The organism is Pseudomonas oryziphila, from assembly GCF_003940825.1.
Lineage (GTDB): Bacteria > Pseudomonadota > Gammaproteobacteria > Pseudomonadales > Pseudomonadaceae > Aquipseudomonas > Aquipseudomonas sichuanensis.
In genome coordinates this window covers 953,020-968,903 of sequence record NZ_CP034338.1, presented here as the reverse complement: position 1 = coordinate 968,903, position 15,884 = coordinate 953,020, and the positions used below count along the sequence as shown (strand labels likewise).

Here is a 15,884-nt window from a genome sequence, read left to right as displayed (position 1 = left end):
TGGGGGTGCAATAGTAATGATTTCAATTCTCATAAGCAAAGAGTCGGGGATGAACTGCGGCCCCAGTCACCGATTGCCGAAAGATCGAGGCCTGAATACAATGCGAACAATTCTTACTTCCAGTTGCGCCACAGAGCGCCGGAGTCGCATCGGTGCCCAGCGCCCTCTCCTCCACCGTCGAAGGTCTGTACCTCAACCACCACAGCTGGCTTACCGGCTGGTTGCGGCGGCGCCTGGGTTGCCCGCAAAGCGCCGCGGACCTGGCCCAGGACACCTACGTGCGCCTGCTCCAGGCCCGTGAAACGCCGCAACTGGTAGAGCCCCGCGCCTTCCTCGCCACCGTGGCCAAGCGCGTGCTGTGCAACCACTTCCGCCGCCAGGAACTGGAGCGCGCCTACCTCGAGGCGCTGGCCCTGGTGCCCGAGCAGGTGGCGCCGAGCGAAGAAGAAAAGGCGATCATCTTCGAGACCCTGCTGGAGCTCGACCGCCTGCTCGATGGCCTGCCGCCGCTGGTCAAGCGCGCGTTCCTGCTGGCCCAGGTCGACGGCCTGGGCCAGGGCGAGATCGCCCGGGAGCTGGGCATCTCGCTGGCGACGGTCAAGCGCTACCTGCACAAGGCAGCCCTGCGCTGCTACTTCGCCCAATGAACACCACGTTCGCCCCCCGCGTCGCCGAGCAGGCCGTGCATTGGCTGATCGAATCCCAGGCAGAGGGCTTCGACCAGCACCTGGCGCTGGAGCGCTGGCTGGCAGCCGACCATGAGCACCAGCGCGCCTGGGCGCACATCCAGCAGGTCAACCAGCGCCTGCGCGGCGTGGCCTCGCCGGTGGTGCACGCGACCCTGCAGGCGCCGCCCTCCCCGGCCCGGCGCCGGGCGCTCAAGGCACTGTTGCTGGTTGGTGTGGCCAGTGCCACCGGGCTTGGTCTGCAGCAGCACAACCCGTTGCCGGGGCTGATGGCCGACTATCGCAGCCCGGTGGGCCAGCGCCGGCGGCTGACCCTCGACGATGGCAGCCAGTTGCACCTGAATACCCGCAGCGCCGCCGATGTGCGCTTCGATGGCCAGCAGCGGCTGGTGCGCCTGCAGGAGGGTGAACTGTTGCTGGAGACGGCCAACGATGCGCGGCCAATGCGGCTACGCACCGGCGAAGGCGAGCTGCTGCTGGACCGCGGGCGTTTCAATGTGCGCCAGTTCGAGGGGTTCAGCCTGGTCACGGTGTTCAGCGGCAGCGCCAGCGTGGCCGGGCAAAGCCTGCTGGCCGGGCACCAGGCGCGTTTCGCCCGGGATGGGTGGCAGGCGATCGCGCCTCTGGACCCGAACCGCGCAGCCTGGGTGGACGGCATGCTGGTGGTGTCGCAGATGCGTCTCGGCGACTTTGTTGCCGAGCTTTCGCGCTACCGGCTTGGGCAATTGGGTTGCAGCGAGCGGGTGGCCGACTTGCGGATTTCCGGGTCGTATCCGCTGGACGACAGCGAGCGGATCCTGGCCATGCTGGAGGTGGCGTTGCCGGTGAAGGTGCGACGGTTTACCCGGTACTGGGTGTCGGTCGAGGCGGCTACGGGTTGAGCCTGTGGCGGCCCTATCGCCGGCAAGCCGGCTCCCACAGGGGCAGGTGGGAGCTGGCTTGCCAGCGATGAGGCCGGTGAAGCCTCAAAAAAATTTGAATCAACCTGAGCCATTTCCCCGACCTCGCGTGACAGAGAAGGCAGAACCCCCTTCTCACAGGACCACCGCCCCATGCTTCTGCGCCCAAGCCCCCTCGCCCACGCCCTGCTGCTCGCCATCAGCCTGGGCGGCGCCGTGCCCGCCACCCTGGCCGCCGAAACCCGCAGCTACCACATCGCCTCCGGCAGCCTGGAAGACGCGCTCAACCAGTTCGGTCGCGAAAGCGGCGCGTTGATCTCGTTCGGCTCGGCGCTGACCCAAGGCTTGAGCAGCCCCGGCCTGGACGGCCAGTACGAGGTCGGCCAGGGCCTGGATGCCTTGCTGCGCGGCAGCGGCCTGCAGGCCCGTCAGGAAGCCGACAACGCCTACAGCCTGCAACCGCTACAGGCGGGCAACAGCGGCGCGGCCGTGGAGCTGGGGGCCTCGACCGTGGTCGGTGACTGGCTGGCCGACGCGCGCCAGGACAACGTCTTCGAGCACCCCGGCGCCCGTGACGTGGTACGCCGCGAGGAGTTCGAGCGCAGCGGCGCCAGCAGCGCCCGTGAAGTGCTCAACCGCATCCCCGGGGTGAACGCACCGGAGAACAACGGTACCGGCAGCCACGACCTGGCGCTTAACTTCGGCATCCGTGGCCTCAACCCACGCCTGGCGTCGCGCTCCACCGTGCTGATGGACGGCATCCCGGTGCCGTTCGCCCCGTACGGTCAACCACAGCTGTCGCTGGCGCCGATCAGCCTGGGCAACATGGACGCGGTGGACGTGGTGCGCGGCGGCGGCGCGGTGCGCTACGGGCCGCAAAACGTCGGTGGCATCGTCAACTTCGTCACCCGTGCCATCCCCGAAGAGGCGACATTCAAGGCAGCGATGCAGAACCAGATCAGCCCGTCGTCCAGCCAGGATGGCTTGAAGAACAACGCCAACCTGCTGATCGGCGGCACCAACGCCAACGGCCTGGGGGGCGCCCTGCTGTACTCCGGCACCCGGGGTAGCGACTGGCGCGAACACAGCGACACGCAGATCGACGACCTGATGCTCAAGGGCAAGCTGCAGCTCGACGAAGCCAACAGCCTGCATGCCATGGCCCAGTACTACGAGGGCGAGGCCGAGATGCCGGGCGGGCTGAGTGCCGCGGCGTTCGACGATGATCCCTACCAGTCGACCCGCCTGAAGGACAAGTTCTGGGGCCGCCGCACGCTGTTCAACTTCGGCTACGACTACAAGCAGGACGACCGCCAGTTCAGCGTCAACGGCTTCTTCACCAAGACCCTGCGCAGCGGCTACCTGGACCAGGGCAACTTCGTTTCGCTGTCGCCACGCGAATACTGGGTGCGCGGCATCGAGACGCGCTTCTCCCAGGGCGTGGCGCTGGGTGACAGCTGGCACGAACTGGGCATCGGCTACCGCTACATCAACGAAGCCGGCCACGAACTGCGCTACCGCGAGCCGACCCGCAGCAACCTGCTGCCCACCACCGACAGCCGCAACGACCGCGACACCCGTGGCAGCACCGAGGCCCATGCGATCTACCTGGACGACCGCATCGACATCGGCCGCTGGACCATCACCCCAGGCGTGCGCTACGAGATGATCGACTCCGAGCAGAGCAACAAACTCAGCGGCCAGCGCTACCAGGGCAGCTATAACACCGCCCTGCCGGCACTCAACGTGATGTACCACCTCACCGACACCTGGAACCTGTACGCCAACACCGAAGGTTCGTTCGGCAGCGTGCAGTACAGCCAGATGCCCAACCGGGTCAGCAGTGGCGAGGTAAAACCGGAGAAAGCACGTACCTGGGAACTTGGCACCCGTTACGACAATGGCGACCTGCAGGCGGAGATCGGCGTATTTCTGATCAATTTCGACAACCAGTATGAAAGCAACCAGACCAACGATTCGGTGATCGCCCGCGGCGAAACCCGCCACCAGGGCATCGAGACCAGCGTGCGCTACGCCCTCGATGGCCTGAGCCCGGCACTGGCCGGTTTCGACGTGCATGCCGGCTACGCCTTCGTCGATGCCACCATCCGTGAGGACGGGCCGAACAAGGGTAACCAGGTGCCGTTCTCGTCGCGCCAAAAAGGCACCCTGGGGGTGGGTTACACCGACGGCCCGTGGCAGTTGAACCTGGACAGCAGCTTCCAGAGCAGCCAGTACGCAGACAACGCCAACACCGGCAGCGAGAGCGCCGACGGCAGTACCGGGCGTATCCCCGGCTACATGCTGGTGAGCAGCCGTGCCGGCTATGACTTCGGCCCTGCGCTTTCCAACCTGAAGGTGGCGGTGGGGGTGAAGAACCTGTTCAACCGCGAGTACTACACCCGCTCGTTCGACGACAACAACAAGGGCAAGTACGTGGGCGAACCCCGTACTCTATACCTGCAGACCTCAGTTGAGTTCTGACCGACGACAACAAAAGCCCGGCGATCGCCGGGCTTTTTGCAACAGGAAATTTTTCTTGCGCAGGGGGTTGAATTCGTCGCGCGGATGCCTGACCTTAGAGTCAAGAGGCGCAAAAAGACCAACGCCCTCAGTGGCTTGAAAGTGCCTCCCGCGAGCAAGCTGAATAAGGATTGAAGTCATGCAAATCCAGGTCAACAGCAGCAACCATTTCGAAGGCAACAACCGTCTCGACGAGTGGGTCCGCGCCACGCTGCACAGCAGCCTCGAGCGCTACGAAGAAGACCTAACCCGCATCGAAGTCCATTTGCGCGACGAGAACGGCGCCAAGCCCGGACCGCACGACAAACGCTGCCAGATGGAGGCTCGCCCCAAAGGCCACCAACCGATTTCCGTGACCCATACCGCCACTTCGCTGGACCAGGCGGTCGATGGCGCCGCCAACAAGCTCAACCACGCACTGGAGCATTTCTACGGCAAACTGCGCAGTAAACGTGGCGTGCTTGAACTGAGTGACCCGGACGCCTGATCCAACCGCGTCAGTAAAAACGCCCGGCCTTGCGCCGGGCGTTTTCATTTGCACCGATCAGCGGGCCTGAACCAACCCCGGCACGCCCCGGTCAACTTGTGCAGTCATTCAATGCAGGCCTCGACCATGAACAACCCCTTCGACCAAATCAGCGCTGCGTTCGCCCCCGAATACCGGGTCAACCTGAGCATCGAGCGCCTCGATGGCAGCATCATGCTGACCCTCTCCGATGACAGCGGCGTGGTGGCCAGGCGCCTGGTCAGCGCGGCCCAGCGCAACGACCCGGTGCGCCTGCAGCGGGTCATCGACAGCATCCGCCTGGGCCTGGCCATCGAGCTTGGCCAGAACCCGCTGCAAGTGCTGGCCGCACTGACCCGCGATCATCACCACCCGGCCTCCTGCCTGGCCAACTGAGGGCTATTTGCTCTCGTCCACTTCCTTGCCGTTGGCGTCCAGCACCTTGGTCGACGGGTAGCGGTAGGAGGCGTAGCGCACCACCAGGATGGCGAACGCCAGCAGCAGGATGCCGCCACACACGTACAGCAGCCCGACATCCGGCGCCTTGTGGTGCGACACATCGCCGATCAGCAAACGGGTCAGCGCGGTGATTGCCACGTACAGCAGGAAGCGGATGGGCATGTGGTTGGTCTTGAAGTAGATCCCCACCATCGCCCCCAGCTCCAGATAGATGAACAGCAGCAGGATGTCATCGACGCTGACCCCGCCCTTGCCCAGCATGTCCAGGAAGGTCACTACCGCCGCATAGGCGGTGATCGCGCCGATGCCGAACAGTGCCAGGTAGTGGAATGCCTCCACGCACAGGTTGCCCAGTGAGTCGGCGGAGCCATGCAGGCCCTTGCGCAGCTTGTCTGCCCATTTGGTGTTCACGATGTTCGATTCCCCGATACGGCTGAAGGATGGTGCGTCACGCCTGTGACATTTGTTGTGCCATGCAGTTAAAGGGCCAGGCACCCTGTCTTGGAAGGTGGTGGATTGCCGCAGGGCACTTGTGCGCTAGGCTTTTTGCTCGCGAATGGCCATCACTGTGGTTGCAGTGAACAGCCCTTCACCTGTACTGTATAAAAATACAGTTAATACCCCAACCAGCAAAAAGGCATAGAGGTGATGAATGGCCGTCGAAGTGGTGTACCGCAGCAGCCGCGACCCGGAGCGCTTGTTCATGGATAAGGCCGAAGCAGATCGTCACGACAAGATGCTCGAACTGGCCGAGCGCCTGGCTGAAGTGCTGCACAAAGCAGTGCCGTCGCTGAGCGAGCAGCAGGTCGAGGAAGCCGGTATCTACATGGCCAAGAACCGCGATGTGTTCGCCCGCGCGTTCAAGAGCCAGCCGGATGCGCTGGCGGAACTGCTCGAAGGTGGGGCTGCCGAGTAGAATCGGCGCCGCTTGCCCATGGCACCATGGCTTGAAACCTTGTTGTTTAGAGCGCAGCGTGGGAGCGGGCTTGCCCCGCGAACACCGGCGAAGCCGGTGCCATGTAACCGGATAGCGCAATCGCGGGGCAAGCCCGCTCCCACGCTAAACCCATGCGCTCGTCGCACCAGCGCAACCTGGAGGGCTAGCGCAAGCCTTCTCAGCCGTAGAGCAACCTTTCCGCCAGCATCTGCGCCACCCGGGCCGGTGAGCGTTTTTCGGCCTGGGCATGGGCAAACACTTCGGTCAACCGTGTGGGTATCCGCGCCAGGTGCGCGGTGATGGTGCCCAAGTCTTTACCACTATGCTTCAACGCCACGTAGATCAACCCACCGGCATTGATCACATAATCCGGCGCATACAGTATCCCGCGGTTCTCCAACTGGTCGGCCACCTGCAAGGTGGTCAGCTGGTTGTTGGCCGAGCCCGCCACCGCTGCGCAGCGCAGTTGCATCACGCTCTGCCCGTTCAGCACCGGCCCTACCCCGCAGGGCGCGAAGATGTCGCAGGGGGTGCTGATCAAGGCATCATTGGTCACCGGGTGTGCATTGAGCTGCTCCACCGCCAGGCGCACCTTGCCCGCATCCAGGTCACTGACCAGCAACTCGGCACCCGCCGCATGCAGTTGCTCGGCCAACGCGTAGCCCACATTGCCCAGGCCCTGCACCGCCACCCGCAACCCTTCCAGATTGTCGCTACCCAGACGGGCCATGGACGTTGCGCGGATACCGGCAAACACCCCCATCGCTGCATGGGGCGAGGGATCGCCTGATGCGGTGGTACTGGTAACATGGGGTGTGGACTGGGCGATGCAGTCCATGTCGAGGGTCGAGGTGCCGCTGTCCACGGCAGTGATGAAGTGGCCTTGAAGGGTGTCGACGAAACGGCCGAAAGCTTCGAACAATGCCGCACGGTTCTCCACATGCGGGTTACGCACGATCACCGCCTTGCCGCCGCCCATTGGCAACCCCGCCAGGGCGGCCTTGAAGCTCATGCCCTGGGCCAGGCGGATGGCATCGGTCATGGCGCTTTCGTCATCGGCATAGGGCAGGTAGCGGCAACCGCCCATGGCCGGCCCCAGGTGTTCGCTGTGAATAGCCACCACGGCCTTGAGCCCCGTGGGCGGGTCGATGAACAGGTGCAGTGACTGGGTGCGGGTACTTTGCATGAGGGCGAACATCGACGGGCTCCCCCGAGAGGTGCTCCTACCAGTATAGGCAGGTGCATAAGAGCCGCCGCGCGGGCGGACCACTGGACGAAAGCCGGTGCCAGGGCTAATAGTACAAGCGTTATGGAGAGTCCCCATGAACCCACGCCAAGCCTGCCTGGCCTGCCTGCAACGCGAACCGGCCGCCCTGCTGGAAGCCGCCCTGTGGATAGCCGCCGAACACGATCACAGCGTCGACCCCTCGATCGGCCTGGCGCGCGTGCACGAGCTGCAGTGCGAGGTCAGTAGCCATCTGCCGATGCTGCCCCTGAACGAACTGGCCCAGCCGCTGCTGCGCCAGCTCAACGCCCTGGGCTTCCAGCAGGATGAGTACCACCCGCTGCGCCCGCACGTAGCGCTGATGGACAAGGTGCTGCAGCGCCGCCGTGGCCAGCCGCTGCTGCTGGCCATACTCGCCCTGGAACTGGCCCGGCACCTGTCGATCCCGCTCGAAGGGGTCAACTTCCCCGGCCACTTCCTGTTGCGCGTGCCCGGGGCCGATCACCTGCTCGACCCCTGTGGCGGGCGCCGCCTCTACCCCAACGACTGCCGCGAACTGCTCGCCCGCCAGTTCGGTGCACAGATGCCGTTGAGTGCCGAACACCTGCGCAGCGCTTCACCGATGCAGATGCTCCAGCGCCTGTCGCGCAACCTGCGCCAGCTGCACAGCAGCAACGACAACGACCTTGCCGCACTCATCGATGCCGAACGGGTGATGCAACTGGGCCCGGTGCAGGTCAGCGACTACCTGGCCCGGGCCACGCTCTACCAGCACCTTGAGTGCCCCCAGGCCGAACGCTTCGACCTGGAGCACGCGCTGCTGCTGACCGACGACCCGATCCAGCGCCTGAAACTGAGCGAACGGCTCGGCCAACTACCGTCGACCAAGCGCTCGATTCACTGAGCCGGCGTGTCCACCTGGCGTGCCGGGTGGGCCTTGGCAAACGCCGGATGCGCCTCGGCCAGCTCCGCTACTCTACGAATGCGCGGGTAGCCGCCCAAGTCGATGTTGAAGCGCTCGGCCGCGTACAGCTGCGGGATCAGGTAGACATCGGCCAGCCCCGGCGTGGCACCGAAGCAGAAGCCCTCATCGCCAATCAATTGCTCCACCGCCGCCAGCCCTTGGCCGATCCAGTGGGCGATCCACTGATTGACCTGCGTCTCATCGTGCCCCAGCTGGCGCAACTGGTTGAGCACACTGACGTTGTGCAACGGGTGCACGTCGCAACCGATGATCGCCGCCACACCGCGCACCTTGGCACGCGCCTCGGCAGCGGCCGGCAGCAGCGCCGGCTGCGGATGAGCCTCCTCCAGGTACTCGATGATCGCCGGCGACTGCACCAACAGCTCGCCGCCGTCGGTGCGCAGGGCGGGCACCCGGCCTTGCGGGTTGAGCGCCAGATAGTCATCGCCGCGCTGCTCGCCCTTGAGCAGGTTGACCGGCAGGGCCTGGTAGTCCAGGCCCTTGAGCGCCAGGGCGATGCGCACCCGGTACGACGAAGTGGACCGATAGTAGGTAAACAGCTCCATCGCCCTGCCCCCTCAGTTGGCCGCGACGATGGTGCCGCGGCACTCGCCGAAGCCGATGCTGGCTACGCCATCGCGCACGCAACGGGCCCGCAGGATGACCTCATCACCGTCCTCGAGGAACTTGCGCACCTCGCCACTGGCCAGCTCCACCGGGTGCTTGCCGCCCTCGGTAATCTCCAGCAGGCTGCCGAACGAGCCTGGCGTGGCGCCCGACAGGGTACCCGAACCGAACAGGTCGCCCGGCTGCAGCTGGCAACCGTTGACGCTGTGGTGGGCAACCATCTGTGCCACGGTCCAGTACATGCTGCGGGTGCTGCTCAGGGTCAGGCGATGGGCCGGCAGGTTCTGCTCGCGCATGCGCTCGGTCAGCAGCAGCACCTCGAGCTCGATATCAAAGGCACCGCCGGCCTGGTCACGGCTGTCCAGCAGGTACGAGAGCGGCTGCGGGTCACCCTCCGGGCGCGCCGGCTGGGCGCAGCGGAACGGCTCGAGCGCTTCGGCGGTCACTACCCAGGGCGACACGGTGCTGATGAAGCTCTTGGACAGGAACGGCCCCAGCGGCTGGTACTCCCAAGCCTGGATATCGCGAGCCGACCAATCGTTGAGCAGGCAGAAGCCGGCCACGTGCTCGGCGGCATCGCCAATCGGGATCGGCTGGCCCAGGTCATTGCCCTGGCCGATCCAGATGCCCAGCTCCAGCTCGTAGTCCAGGCGCGCGCAGGGGCCGAAACTTGGCTCGGTCTGCCCGGCCGGCAGGGTCTGGCCCTTGGGCCGGCGTACATCGGCACCGGAGGGGCGAATGGTCGAGGCGCGGCCGTGGTAGCCGATCGGCACGTGCTTGTAGTTGGGCAGCAGCGGGTTGTCCGGGCGGAACAGCTTGCCGACGTTCTTGGCATGCTCGATGCCCACGTAGAAATCGGTGTAGTCGCCGATCTTCGCCGGCAGGTGCAACTGGCAGGTGCTGGCTGGGTACAAGGCAGCGCTAAGCGCGGCCTGGTGTTCGCTCCCTTCCCCCAACAGCACCAGCAGGCGCTCGCGCAGGGCGACCCGCGCCGGGCGGCCGAGGGCAAAGAAGGCATTCAGTGCGCCGCCTATGGTGGCCTCGACTGCGGCCTTGGCCTCACCGTCGAACAACCCGGCAGCCAGCACGGCCTCAAGGTCGAGGATGGCGTCGCCGATGGCCACGCCGCAACGCGGCGCCTGCCCCGGGCGGCTGAAGATGCCCAGCGGCAGGTTCTGCAGCGGGAAATCGCTGTGCCCGTTGGCGTGCTCGACCCAGCTACGGGCAATGGCGGTGTGGTTCATCGGTTATCTCCGGTTCGGGTTGAAGGTGCTCGGCAAGGTGGCCCAGCAACTATCGTAGTCGGCCTGCAATTGCGGGCTGTCGAGGGCCTGACGGCTCGGGCGCAGCACCTGGCTGGTCTCGAACATGAAGGCCATGGTGTCGTCGATCTTGTGCGGCGCAAGGTCTGCGGCGATGGCTTTGTCGCAGGTCTCGGCGTCCGGCCCGTGGGCGCTCATCACGCCATGCAGCGAAGCGCCGCCTGGCAGGAAGCCTTCGGCCTTGGCGTCGTAGGCTCCCTGGATCAGGCCCATGAATTCGTTCATCAGGTTGCGGTGGAACCATGGCGGACGGAAGGTGTTCTCGGCCACCATCCAGCGCGGCGGGAAAATCACGAAGTCCATGTTGGCCATGCCATGCACGCTGGTGGGCGAGGTCAGCACGGTGAAGATCGACGGGTCGGGGTGGTCGAAGCTGACCGTGCCGATGGTGTTGAAGCGGCGCAGGTCGTACTTGTATGGCACGTTGGTGCCGTGCCAGGCGACCACGTCCAGCGGCGAGTGGGAGAGCTCACAGGCCCAGTGTTCGCCGAGGAATTTCTGCACCAGTTGCACCGGCCCGCTGGTTTCTTCGTAGTGGGCCACCGGGGTGAGGAAGTCACGCGGGTTGGCCAGGCCGTTGCTGCCGATCGGGCCGAGGTCCGGGATGCGCAGCGGCGCGCCGTGGTTTTCGGCGATGTAGCCGCGGGCCTGGGCATCGAGCAGTTCGACCCGGAATTTCATGCCACGCGGGATGACCGCAATCTCCAGCGGCGCCACGTCCAGCACGCCCAGCTCGGTGGCGATGCGCAGGCGGCCCTGTTCGGGCACCAGCAGCAGCTCACCGTCGGCGTTGAAGAACACCCGCTCCATGGAACGGTTGGCGCGGTAGATGTAGATGCTCACGCCGGCCGGCTTTTCCGCCGCCGAGTTGGCCACCATCGGCAACCAGCCGTCGATGAAGTCGGTGGCTTCGGACGGAATCGGCTGGGGGTTCCAGCGCAGGCGATTGGGGGTGATGGCGCCCAGGGCGCCGGCCAGCGGCTGGCGCTCCAGGCGCTCGAAGCGTGGGTGCAATGCCGACGGGCGAATGCGGTACAGCCAGGTGCGGCGCAGTTCGCTGCGGGCCATGGTGAACGCGGTGCCCGACAACAGCTCGGCGTACAGCCCGTAGGGCGCCTTCTGCGGCGAGTTCTGCCCGACCGGCAGCGCGCCGGGCAAGGCTTCGCTGGCGAATTCGTTGCCGAAACCGCTCAGGTACTCAAGTTCAGGTGAGGTGTCGCGGGTCATCTCGGTGCCTCCGGGCTGCTCAGAGCCGTCATGGGCAGTTGGCTGCGAAGCCCGATCCTGAAACCGGCACCTGGGGCGGCAGCGCGTCTGCATTGTTATTTTCGTAATCAGATTACGAATAACGTAATTTGCTCCCGTGCAGGCGTCAAGCTATAAAGGCGCCACCCCGTAAAATCTGGATAGATGTGTCCCCCATGGCCAAAGCCAGCAGCACCGACAACGGCAAACAGAAGGTCCGCTCGGCGGAAGTCGGCACCGACATCCTCAAGGCCCTGGCCGAACTCTCCCCTTCCACCTCGCTTTCGCGCCTTGCCGAACATGTGCAGATGCCGGCGAGCAAGGTCCACCGCTACCTGCAGGCCCTGATTTCAAGCGGATTCGCCGAACAGGACGCGGCCACCAACCATTACGGGCTGGGCCGCGAGGCCTTGCGGGTGGGGATGGCGGCGCTGGGCAGCATCGATGTGCTGAAAGTCGCGGCCCTGCCGCTGTCGCAACTGCGCGACGAGCTCAACGAAAGCTGTTTCATCGCCGTATGGGGTAACCAGGGCGCGACCGTGGTGAGCATCGAGCCGGCAGTGCGCGCGGTGACGGTGGTAACCCAGATTGGCTCGGTGCTGCCGCTGCTCAGTTCGTCCACCGGCCTCGTGTTCGCCGCGCACCTGCCTGAGCGCGAGACCGTCGAACTGCGCGACCGCGAGTTGGCAGCCCTGAACCAGAGCAGCGATGACTATGTGCCGCTGCTGGCACAAATCCGCCAACGCGGCCTGCACCATGTGCACGGCCTGCTGATGCCCGGGGTGGACGCTTTGTCCGCCCCGGTGTTCAACGCCATGGGCCAGATCGCCGCGGTAATGACCGTGGTCGGTCCGACCTCGATCTTCCATGCCGACGAGCAGGGTCCGGCGGCGCAAAGCCTGCTGGCAGCCGTGCAGGCTGTCAGCAGGCGCATGGGGCATCAATAATGAACGGCCTACCTGAATCTTGAATCGGCTTGTTCTAGCAACAGCCTGCCAAGCGCCACAAATTCTTCATCCATGACTCTGCCGACCCCACCCAGGGCCGGGCTTGCCGACTTCAACACCACCTCACTGAATAGCTCCTTCAATAGCTGTCCTAAGGGGCCTGACGGGTTCGGAAACAGCTTGTTCCACGCGGAAGAAATCACATTACCCACAGCAGAGTTCAAACCTGTGGCGGAAGCCACACTGAATATACCGAGGGCCATGTAAAACACAGCTGCCCCTGTTTTACCATCCCACCACGCGGTGGCGGCCTTGCGGAAAGATCGTTGTGCCTGGAACAGGCTGACTACTGCGGCTAAAGGAGGGAAAGGCATGGTCAACACACTGACAACCGGGCTCAGGACCCGATCCAAAGTCTCGATATAGCGTTCGAACACGGTGATGGTCTGGGACTTCGCATCAAGGATCAGGTGCAGAGCACGGCGTTCGAAATCCTCGTCCCAATGAACAAGGCGGGGAGGAGAGTATGCGTAGGCGTTGAGCACCACTCGCTCGCCATTTTTTTCTCGATCCTTATCCATCGCTCTCATCGCCGCCTTGTCCGAATGGATGACTCGAGGGAGGAAATAGGCTCCGAGGTTTTCCAGCGTCCATCGCGCGGCAATCTCACGGAACGAACGCACAGCTCTGCCCCCCTCCGCATCACTCAGGTAGACGAATCGCTCGTCATCGGGGGCATCTACCGCATAAACCCCGTCAATGAAACGAAGTCTTCCCCGATTGAAAGCGAACCGACGAAAATTGTGATGCTCGAGCACGTCTTCTTGACTCGGCGTCAGCGCTATCTCTCGCAACCAGCTGGTGCGCGACTCGTCGAGGTGCCCGTCGAGAGATGCGACCAGAAAATCGCGTCGCACCTTCAGCCCCATCACCAATCCGTGCAGTCGCAGGCGTCGCGCATGTTCAGGGCTATCGTCCGAAGCGTAGTGGCTCTCGATGACTGAGACATACGAGTCGCGAATAGAGCTACTGGAAACTCGGATGGCACTGGCGAGCAAGCGTATGTCCAAGTGCGAAAGATCTTGCCCGACACTGGAGCGCATACTTGTGAAACCCACGAAGTTGCTGTCCGAAGGATATCCCCAGGCCATCAACTGAGTGAACGTCAGTTCCCCTTCGGGCGTCTCGAAAATCACCGTATCCGCATCGATCCAGCCCCCCTTGTTGCCAGGGAATTCATTGAGCCTGGCGGTGGCCCTCTGCTGGGCAAAACCGAGCAGTGTCGGCATCTGATTACTTGCAAGATAGGCTGGCTGAATCGCCAACAACTCATTGTCGAGCGAAGCCAGGCGCTCCCGGTCTTCCGGACTCGCATCGATAGACCATTGCGGGGTAGCCTCAAGCACATTGTCCAGCAAGCCCGTAGTCATGTCGTCGAGCATCTGGGCAAGGAAGCCTTTGCGCAGCGGTACCAGGCGGAACGCGCCCAGTGGCAGCCTTCCTTGGCCTATCGCTACCTGCTGAGACTCACGTACATCCAGCTCTGAACGCTCAAGGATATAAGCCACGCCAACCGGAGTGCGTACCATGTCGACGAGCGCGCGTTGCAGGTCCAGTTCGGTCGCGAAACGTCGTAGCGCACCAAAGGGCGCCCCCGGCGCATACAAAGTGAATGCATCGTCCTCGACCAGGCAGACCACACCGAGTAGCGGCTGTCGCTGCAGATGTACCTGCTTGAGTTCGATACCTTCAGCGGCCTGCTCACCCTCCAGCGAAGCTGTGAGGAAGGCGTGAACGTGTTCTGGGATTTCATTGGCATAACGGGCAGCCGAAGCTGAGAACGCCAGCTCGGCAGTGACAAGTCCACCTAACAGCTCCTGAGTATCCGGCTGCTGATACATCGCAGATGCCTGTTCACGGTAGCCCAGATGTAGCCCAAGCCCATTGATCATGAGCTGCATGAAGCCCTGGGTAAGCGTGTCCCGAAACGCTGGCTCGACAGCCTCGATAAATAGGTTGTATCCGCGATACCCACCTGTGAGTACCCAGTCCAGCAGGCTGCACTCGCGCTGGCCGCGCGCATCAGGGAAAACACTGCGAACGCTCAACCTGGTTTTGCTCGGTGAAATCCACAGCCCATTGGCGTGTTCGTCCAGCCAGTTGCGGATGCCTTGCTCGGCGAAGCTGCGATAGTCACTCAGGTGGCCCAGGTGTTCGGTAATGCGTCGCGAGGCCTGGTCCCGCGACGCTTGCAGTGCCAGGTAGGTCTCCAACGCTTCACCATTCAACCGGCGCAGCCAGCGCGGCCTGGATGCCAACCGATAGGCTGCAAGGTGATCGGCTATCCGCTCTTTTAACCCACCCACCCATCCATCCAGACGAGTGGCTGCATTGAGCATGCCCGCAGAGATGGGTTCTTCCTCGGCCCTTGCCTGAAGCTCTGCGAGAAGGCTGTCCTGCAGCGTCTTCAGATCCCTTACCAGCTGCCTCGATACGGAGTACGCGGTCTCATCGAAACTCAATGCCAACTGGGCGCCTTCACTTATGGCTTGGCGCAGCGCTTGCGGCAGCATGTTCGTCCATGGCTGGCCGCTGTTCAGTACCTGCTCCAGCCGCTGCGCCGCGCTGACAGGCTGATCGTCGAACCATGCGCCCCAACTCAAGCCGTAAAGCACGAAGTCTTCATCTCCCTCGGTCGCCCTTTCCAGGTCGCGGGTGACGACAAAGCACCCGGGGAGACGCCCGCTGTAATCACCCGCCTGAACCGTCACCTGGCCCACGTAAGTGTCAACACCTGCCGCGAACAACGCTTCGATCCTGTGCTTGATTGCTGGCTCGGCCATCGCCAGGATTGCCACTTCAAGCTCCATTAGTGGATAGAGGCTCATACGCAGTGTGGACAGGTCCCGATGGTATTGTTCTTGCTCGACCCACCACTTTTGCATCAGTTCGTGCCAATCGGGTAAGAGCGCACCGATCTCGTCAGCGCTGAACCATGACTCCTGGGCATTTTCCTCCACAGGTTCGGCCGTGAAACGGGGCGACTCGGCAAAATGCGTTTGCACAGCCAGGGCCAGCATCGACACCTGCACAAGCAATTCCTGAACGGAGGTGGGTGAGCCCTCCTTATGCAATAACGAAAGGTTGGGAAATAACGCGTCGGAAAACATCTCGAACTCCATCTGAATGAATGAAGCTCAAGATTGAGGTTGCAGGCATGCCACCTGAATCGGGAAGCAATTCCGCCATCACGAGTAACGACTTCGTACATGATGAGCCTACAACCAAGGACCAGGCGGTGAGAGACCGAGTAGGAATAGAACTATTATCTCGGAGGACGTAACAGAGAATGTCAGAAGCGACTATTTTTCCCATGGGAACAAGCGCTTATTCTTACCTCACTGGCCGGCACGAAGGGCTCTCCCCCCGCCTTTCAGGCCTGCCCAGGTTCACCGACGTTGATTTTGAAGCTCCTTGATCTAACGTCTCGATTGGCCGCTGCCTTTGCAGCGGCCTTTTTTATTTGTGCAAGAATCGCCGAATCA

At 63.5% G+C, this 15,884-nt stretch carries 14 protein-coding genes; 8 read left to right on the top strand and 6 right to left on the bottom strand.

Translation table 11 applies throughout. The features are described 5' to 3' along the window. Window positions 1–152: 152 nt before the first annotated feature. The 5 genes from EJA05_RS04635 to EJA05_RS04615 all read left to right on the top strand — a co-directional run bounded on the left by EJA05_RS04635 (window position 153) and on the right by EJA05_RS04615 (window position 5,009). On the top strand, window positions 153–647 hold the full coding sequence (locus tag EJA05_RS04635; protein ID WP_125857491.1) for a sigma-70 family RNA polymerase sigma factor: 495 nt from the start codon (window positions 153–155) through the stop codon (window positions 645–647). Further along, window positions 644–1,567: a FecR domain-containing protein gene (locus EJA05_RS04630; protein WP_125857490.1), complete on the top strand. Its 924-nt coding sequence runs from the start codon at window positions 644–646 to the stop codon at window positions 1,565–1,567. Before EJA05_RS04635 ends, EJA05_RS04630 begins: the two co-directional genes overlap by 4 nt. Before the next feature lie 171 nt (window positions 1,568–1,738). Continuing rightward, window positions 1,739–4,069 (top strand): TonB-dependent Fe(3+) dicitrate receptor FecA, encoded by a 2,331-nt coding sequence (gene fecA, locus EJA05_RS04625; protein ID WP_125857489.1) that lies wholly within the window; start codon window positions 1,739–1,741, stop codon window positions 4,067–4,069. 178 nt (window positions 4,070–4,247) lie between these two features. Further along, window positions 4,248–4,595: an HPF/RaiA family ribosome-associated protein gene (locus EJA05_RS04620; RefSeq protein WP_110991697.1), complete on the top strand. Its 348-nt coding sequence runs from the start codon at window positions 4,248–4,250 to the stop codon at window positions 4,593–4,595. A gap of 126 nt (window positions 4,596–4,721) precedes the next feature. Next, window positions 4,722–5,009, top strand: coding sequence for a DUF3509 domain-containing protein (locus EJA05_RS04615; RefSeq protein WP_125857488.1), 288 nt, complete (start codon window positions 4,722–4,724; stop codon window positions 5,007–5,009). Window positions 5,010–5,012: 3 nt separating this feature from the next. Here the strand turns inward: EJA05_RS04615 and EJA05_RS04610 are convergent, their stop codons facing one another. Further along, complete coding sequence (locus tag EJA05_RS04610; protein WP_125462638.1) at window positions 5,013–5,483, bottom strand: phosphate-starvation-inducible protein PsiE; 471 nt, start codon at window positions 5,481–5,483, stop codon at window positions 5,013–5,015. A 241-nt stretch (window positions 5,484–5,724) separates the two neighbouring features. Here EJA05_RS04610 and EJA05_RS04605 point away from each other — a divergent pair, with 241 nt between their 5' ends. Next, on the top strand, window positions 5,725–5,988 hold the full coding sequence (locus EJA05_RS04605; RefSeq protein ID WP_012274138.1) for a YebG family protein: 264 nt from the start codon (window positions 5,725–5,727) through the stop codon (window positions 5,986–5,988). Between the two features lie 199 nt (window positions 5,989–6,187). Here EJA05_RS04605 and EJA05_RS04600 read toward each other — a convergent pair whose 3' ends face one another. Further along, on the bottom strand, window positions 6,188–7,207 hold the full coding sequence (locus EJA05_RS04600; RefSeq protein ID WP_125857487.1) for a Leu/Phe/Val dehydrogenase: 1,020 nt from the start codon (window positions 7,205–7,207) through the stop codon (window positions 6,188–6,190). A 124-nt stretch (window positions 7,208–7,331) separates the two neighbouring features. On the opposite strand from EJA05_RS04600, the gene EJA05_RS04595 reads away from it, so the two are divergent. Beyond that, window positions 7,332–8,138, top strand: coding sequence for a SirB1 family protein (locus tag EJA05_RS04595; RefSeq protein WP_125462636.1), 807 nt, complete (start codon window positions 7,332–7,334; stop codon window positions 8,136–8,138). Here EJA05_RS04595 and maiA read toward each other — a convergent pair. Genes maiA through hmgA form a run of 3 tightly spaced genes read right to left on the bottom strand, consistent with a single transcriptional unit; the run spans window position 8,132 to window position 11,374 of the window. Then, the gene (maiA, locus tag EJA05_RS04590) at window positions 8,132–8,764 is read right to left on the bottom strand and encodes a maleylacetoacetate isomerase (RefSeq protein WP_125857486.1); all 633 of its coding nucleotides are present in this window, start codon (window positions 8,762–8,764) and stop codon (window positions 8,132–8,134) included. The genes EJA05_RS04595 and maiA overlap by 7 nt on opposite strands. A 12-nt stretch (window positions 8,765–8,776) precedes the next feature. Then, on the bottom strand, window positions 8,777–10,069 hold the full coding sequence (gene fahA / locus EJA05_RS04585; RefSeq protein ID WP_125857485.1) for a fumarylacetoacetase: 1,293 nt from the start codon (window positions 10,067–10,069) through the stop codon (window positions 8,777–8,779). A gap of 3 nt (window positions 10,070–10,072) precedes the next feature. After that, window positions 10,073–11,374, bottom strand: coding sequence for a homogentisate 1,2-dioxygenase (gene hmgA, locus EJA05_RS04580; RefSeq protein ID WP_125857484.1), 1,302 nt, complete (start codon window positions 11,372–11,374; stop codon window positions 10,073–10,075). Between the two features lie 194 nt (window positions 11,375–11,568). On the opposite strand from hmgA, the gene EJA05_RS04575 reads away from it, so the two are divergent. Beyond that, window positions 11,569–12,339, top strand: a complete 771-nt coding sequence (locus EJA05_RS04575) for an IclR family transcriptional regulator (protein WP_125462632.1) — start codon at window positions 11,569–11,571, stop codon at window positions 12,337–12,339. An 8-nt stretch (window positions 12,340–12,347) separates the two neighbouring features. Here EJA05_RS04575 and EJA05_RS04570 read toward each other — a convergent pair whose 3' ends face one another. Then, entirely contained in the window at window positions 12,348–15,509 is a 3,162-nt protein-coding gene (locus EJA05_RS04570) for a hypothetical protein (RefSeq protein ID WP_125857483.1), read from the bottom strand. Window positions 15,510–15,884 lie beyond the last annotated feature (375 nt).

Coding starts and splice junctions, on each gene's coding strand:
- fahA (WP_125857485.1), bottom strand. CDS start 10,069: ATGAACCACACCGCCATTGCCCGTAGCTGGGTCGAGCACGCCAACGGG.
- EJA05_RS04620 (WP_110991697.1), top strand. CDS start 4,248: ATGCAAATCCAGGTCAACAGCAGCAACCATTTCGAAGGCAACAACCGT.
- maiA (WP_125857486.1), bottom strand. CDS start 8,764: ATGGAGCTGTTTACCTACTATCGGTCCACTTCGTCGTACCGGGTGCGC.
- EJA05_RS04575 (WP_125462632.1), top strand. CDS start 11,569: ATGGCCAAAGCCAGCAGCACCGACAACGGCAAACAGAAGGTCCGCTCG.
- EJA05_RS04600 (WP_125857487.1), bottom strand. CDS start 7,207: ATGTTCGCCCTCATGCAAAGTACCCGCACCCAGTCACTGCACCTGTTC.
- fecA (WP_125857489.1), top strand. CDS start 1,739: ATGCTTCTGCGCCCAAGCCCCCTCGCCCACGCCCTGCTGCTCGCCATC.
- EJA05_RS04570 (WP_125857483.1), bottom strand. CDS start 15,509: ATGTTTTCCGACGCGTTATTTCCCAACCTTTCGTTATTGCATAAGGAG.
- EJA05_RS04605 (WP_012274138.1), top strand. CDS start 5,725: ATGGCCGTCGAAGTGGTGTACCGCAGCAGCCGCGACCCGGAGCGCTTG.
- EJA05_RS04615 (WP_125857488.1), top strand. CDS start 4,722: ATGAACAACCCCTTCGACCAAATCAGCGCTGCGTTCGCCCCCGAATAC.
- EJA05_RS04630 (WP_125857490.1), top strand. CDS start 644: ATGAACACCACGTTCGCCCCCCGCGTCGCCGAGCAGGCCGTGCATTGG.
- hmgA (WP_125857484.1), bottom strand. CDS start 11,374: ATGACCCGCGACACCTCACCTGAACTTGAGTACCTGAGCGGTTTCGGC.
- EJA05_RS04595 (WP_125462636.1), top strand. CDS start 7,332: ATGAACCCACGCCAAGCCTGCCTGGCCTGCCTGCAACGCGAACCGGCC.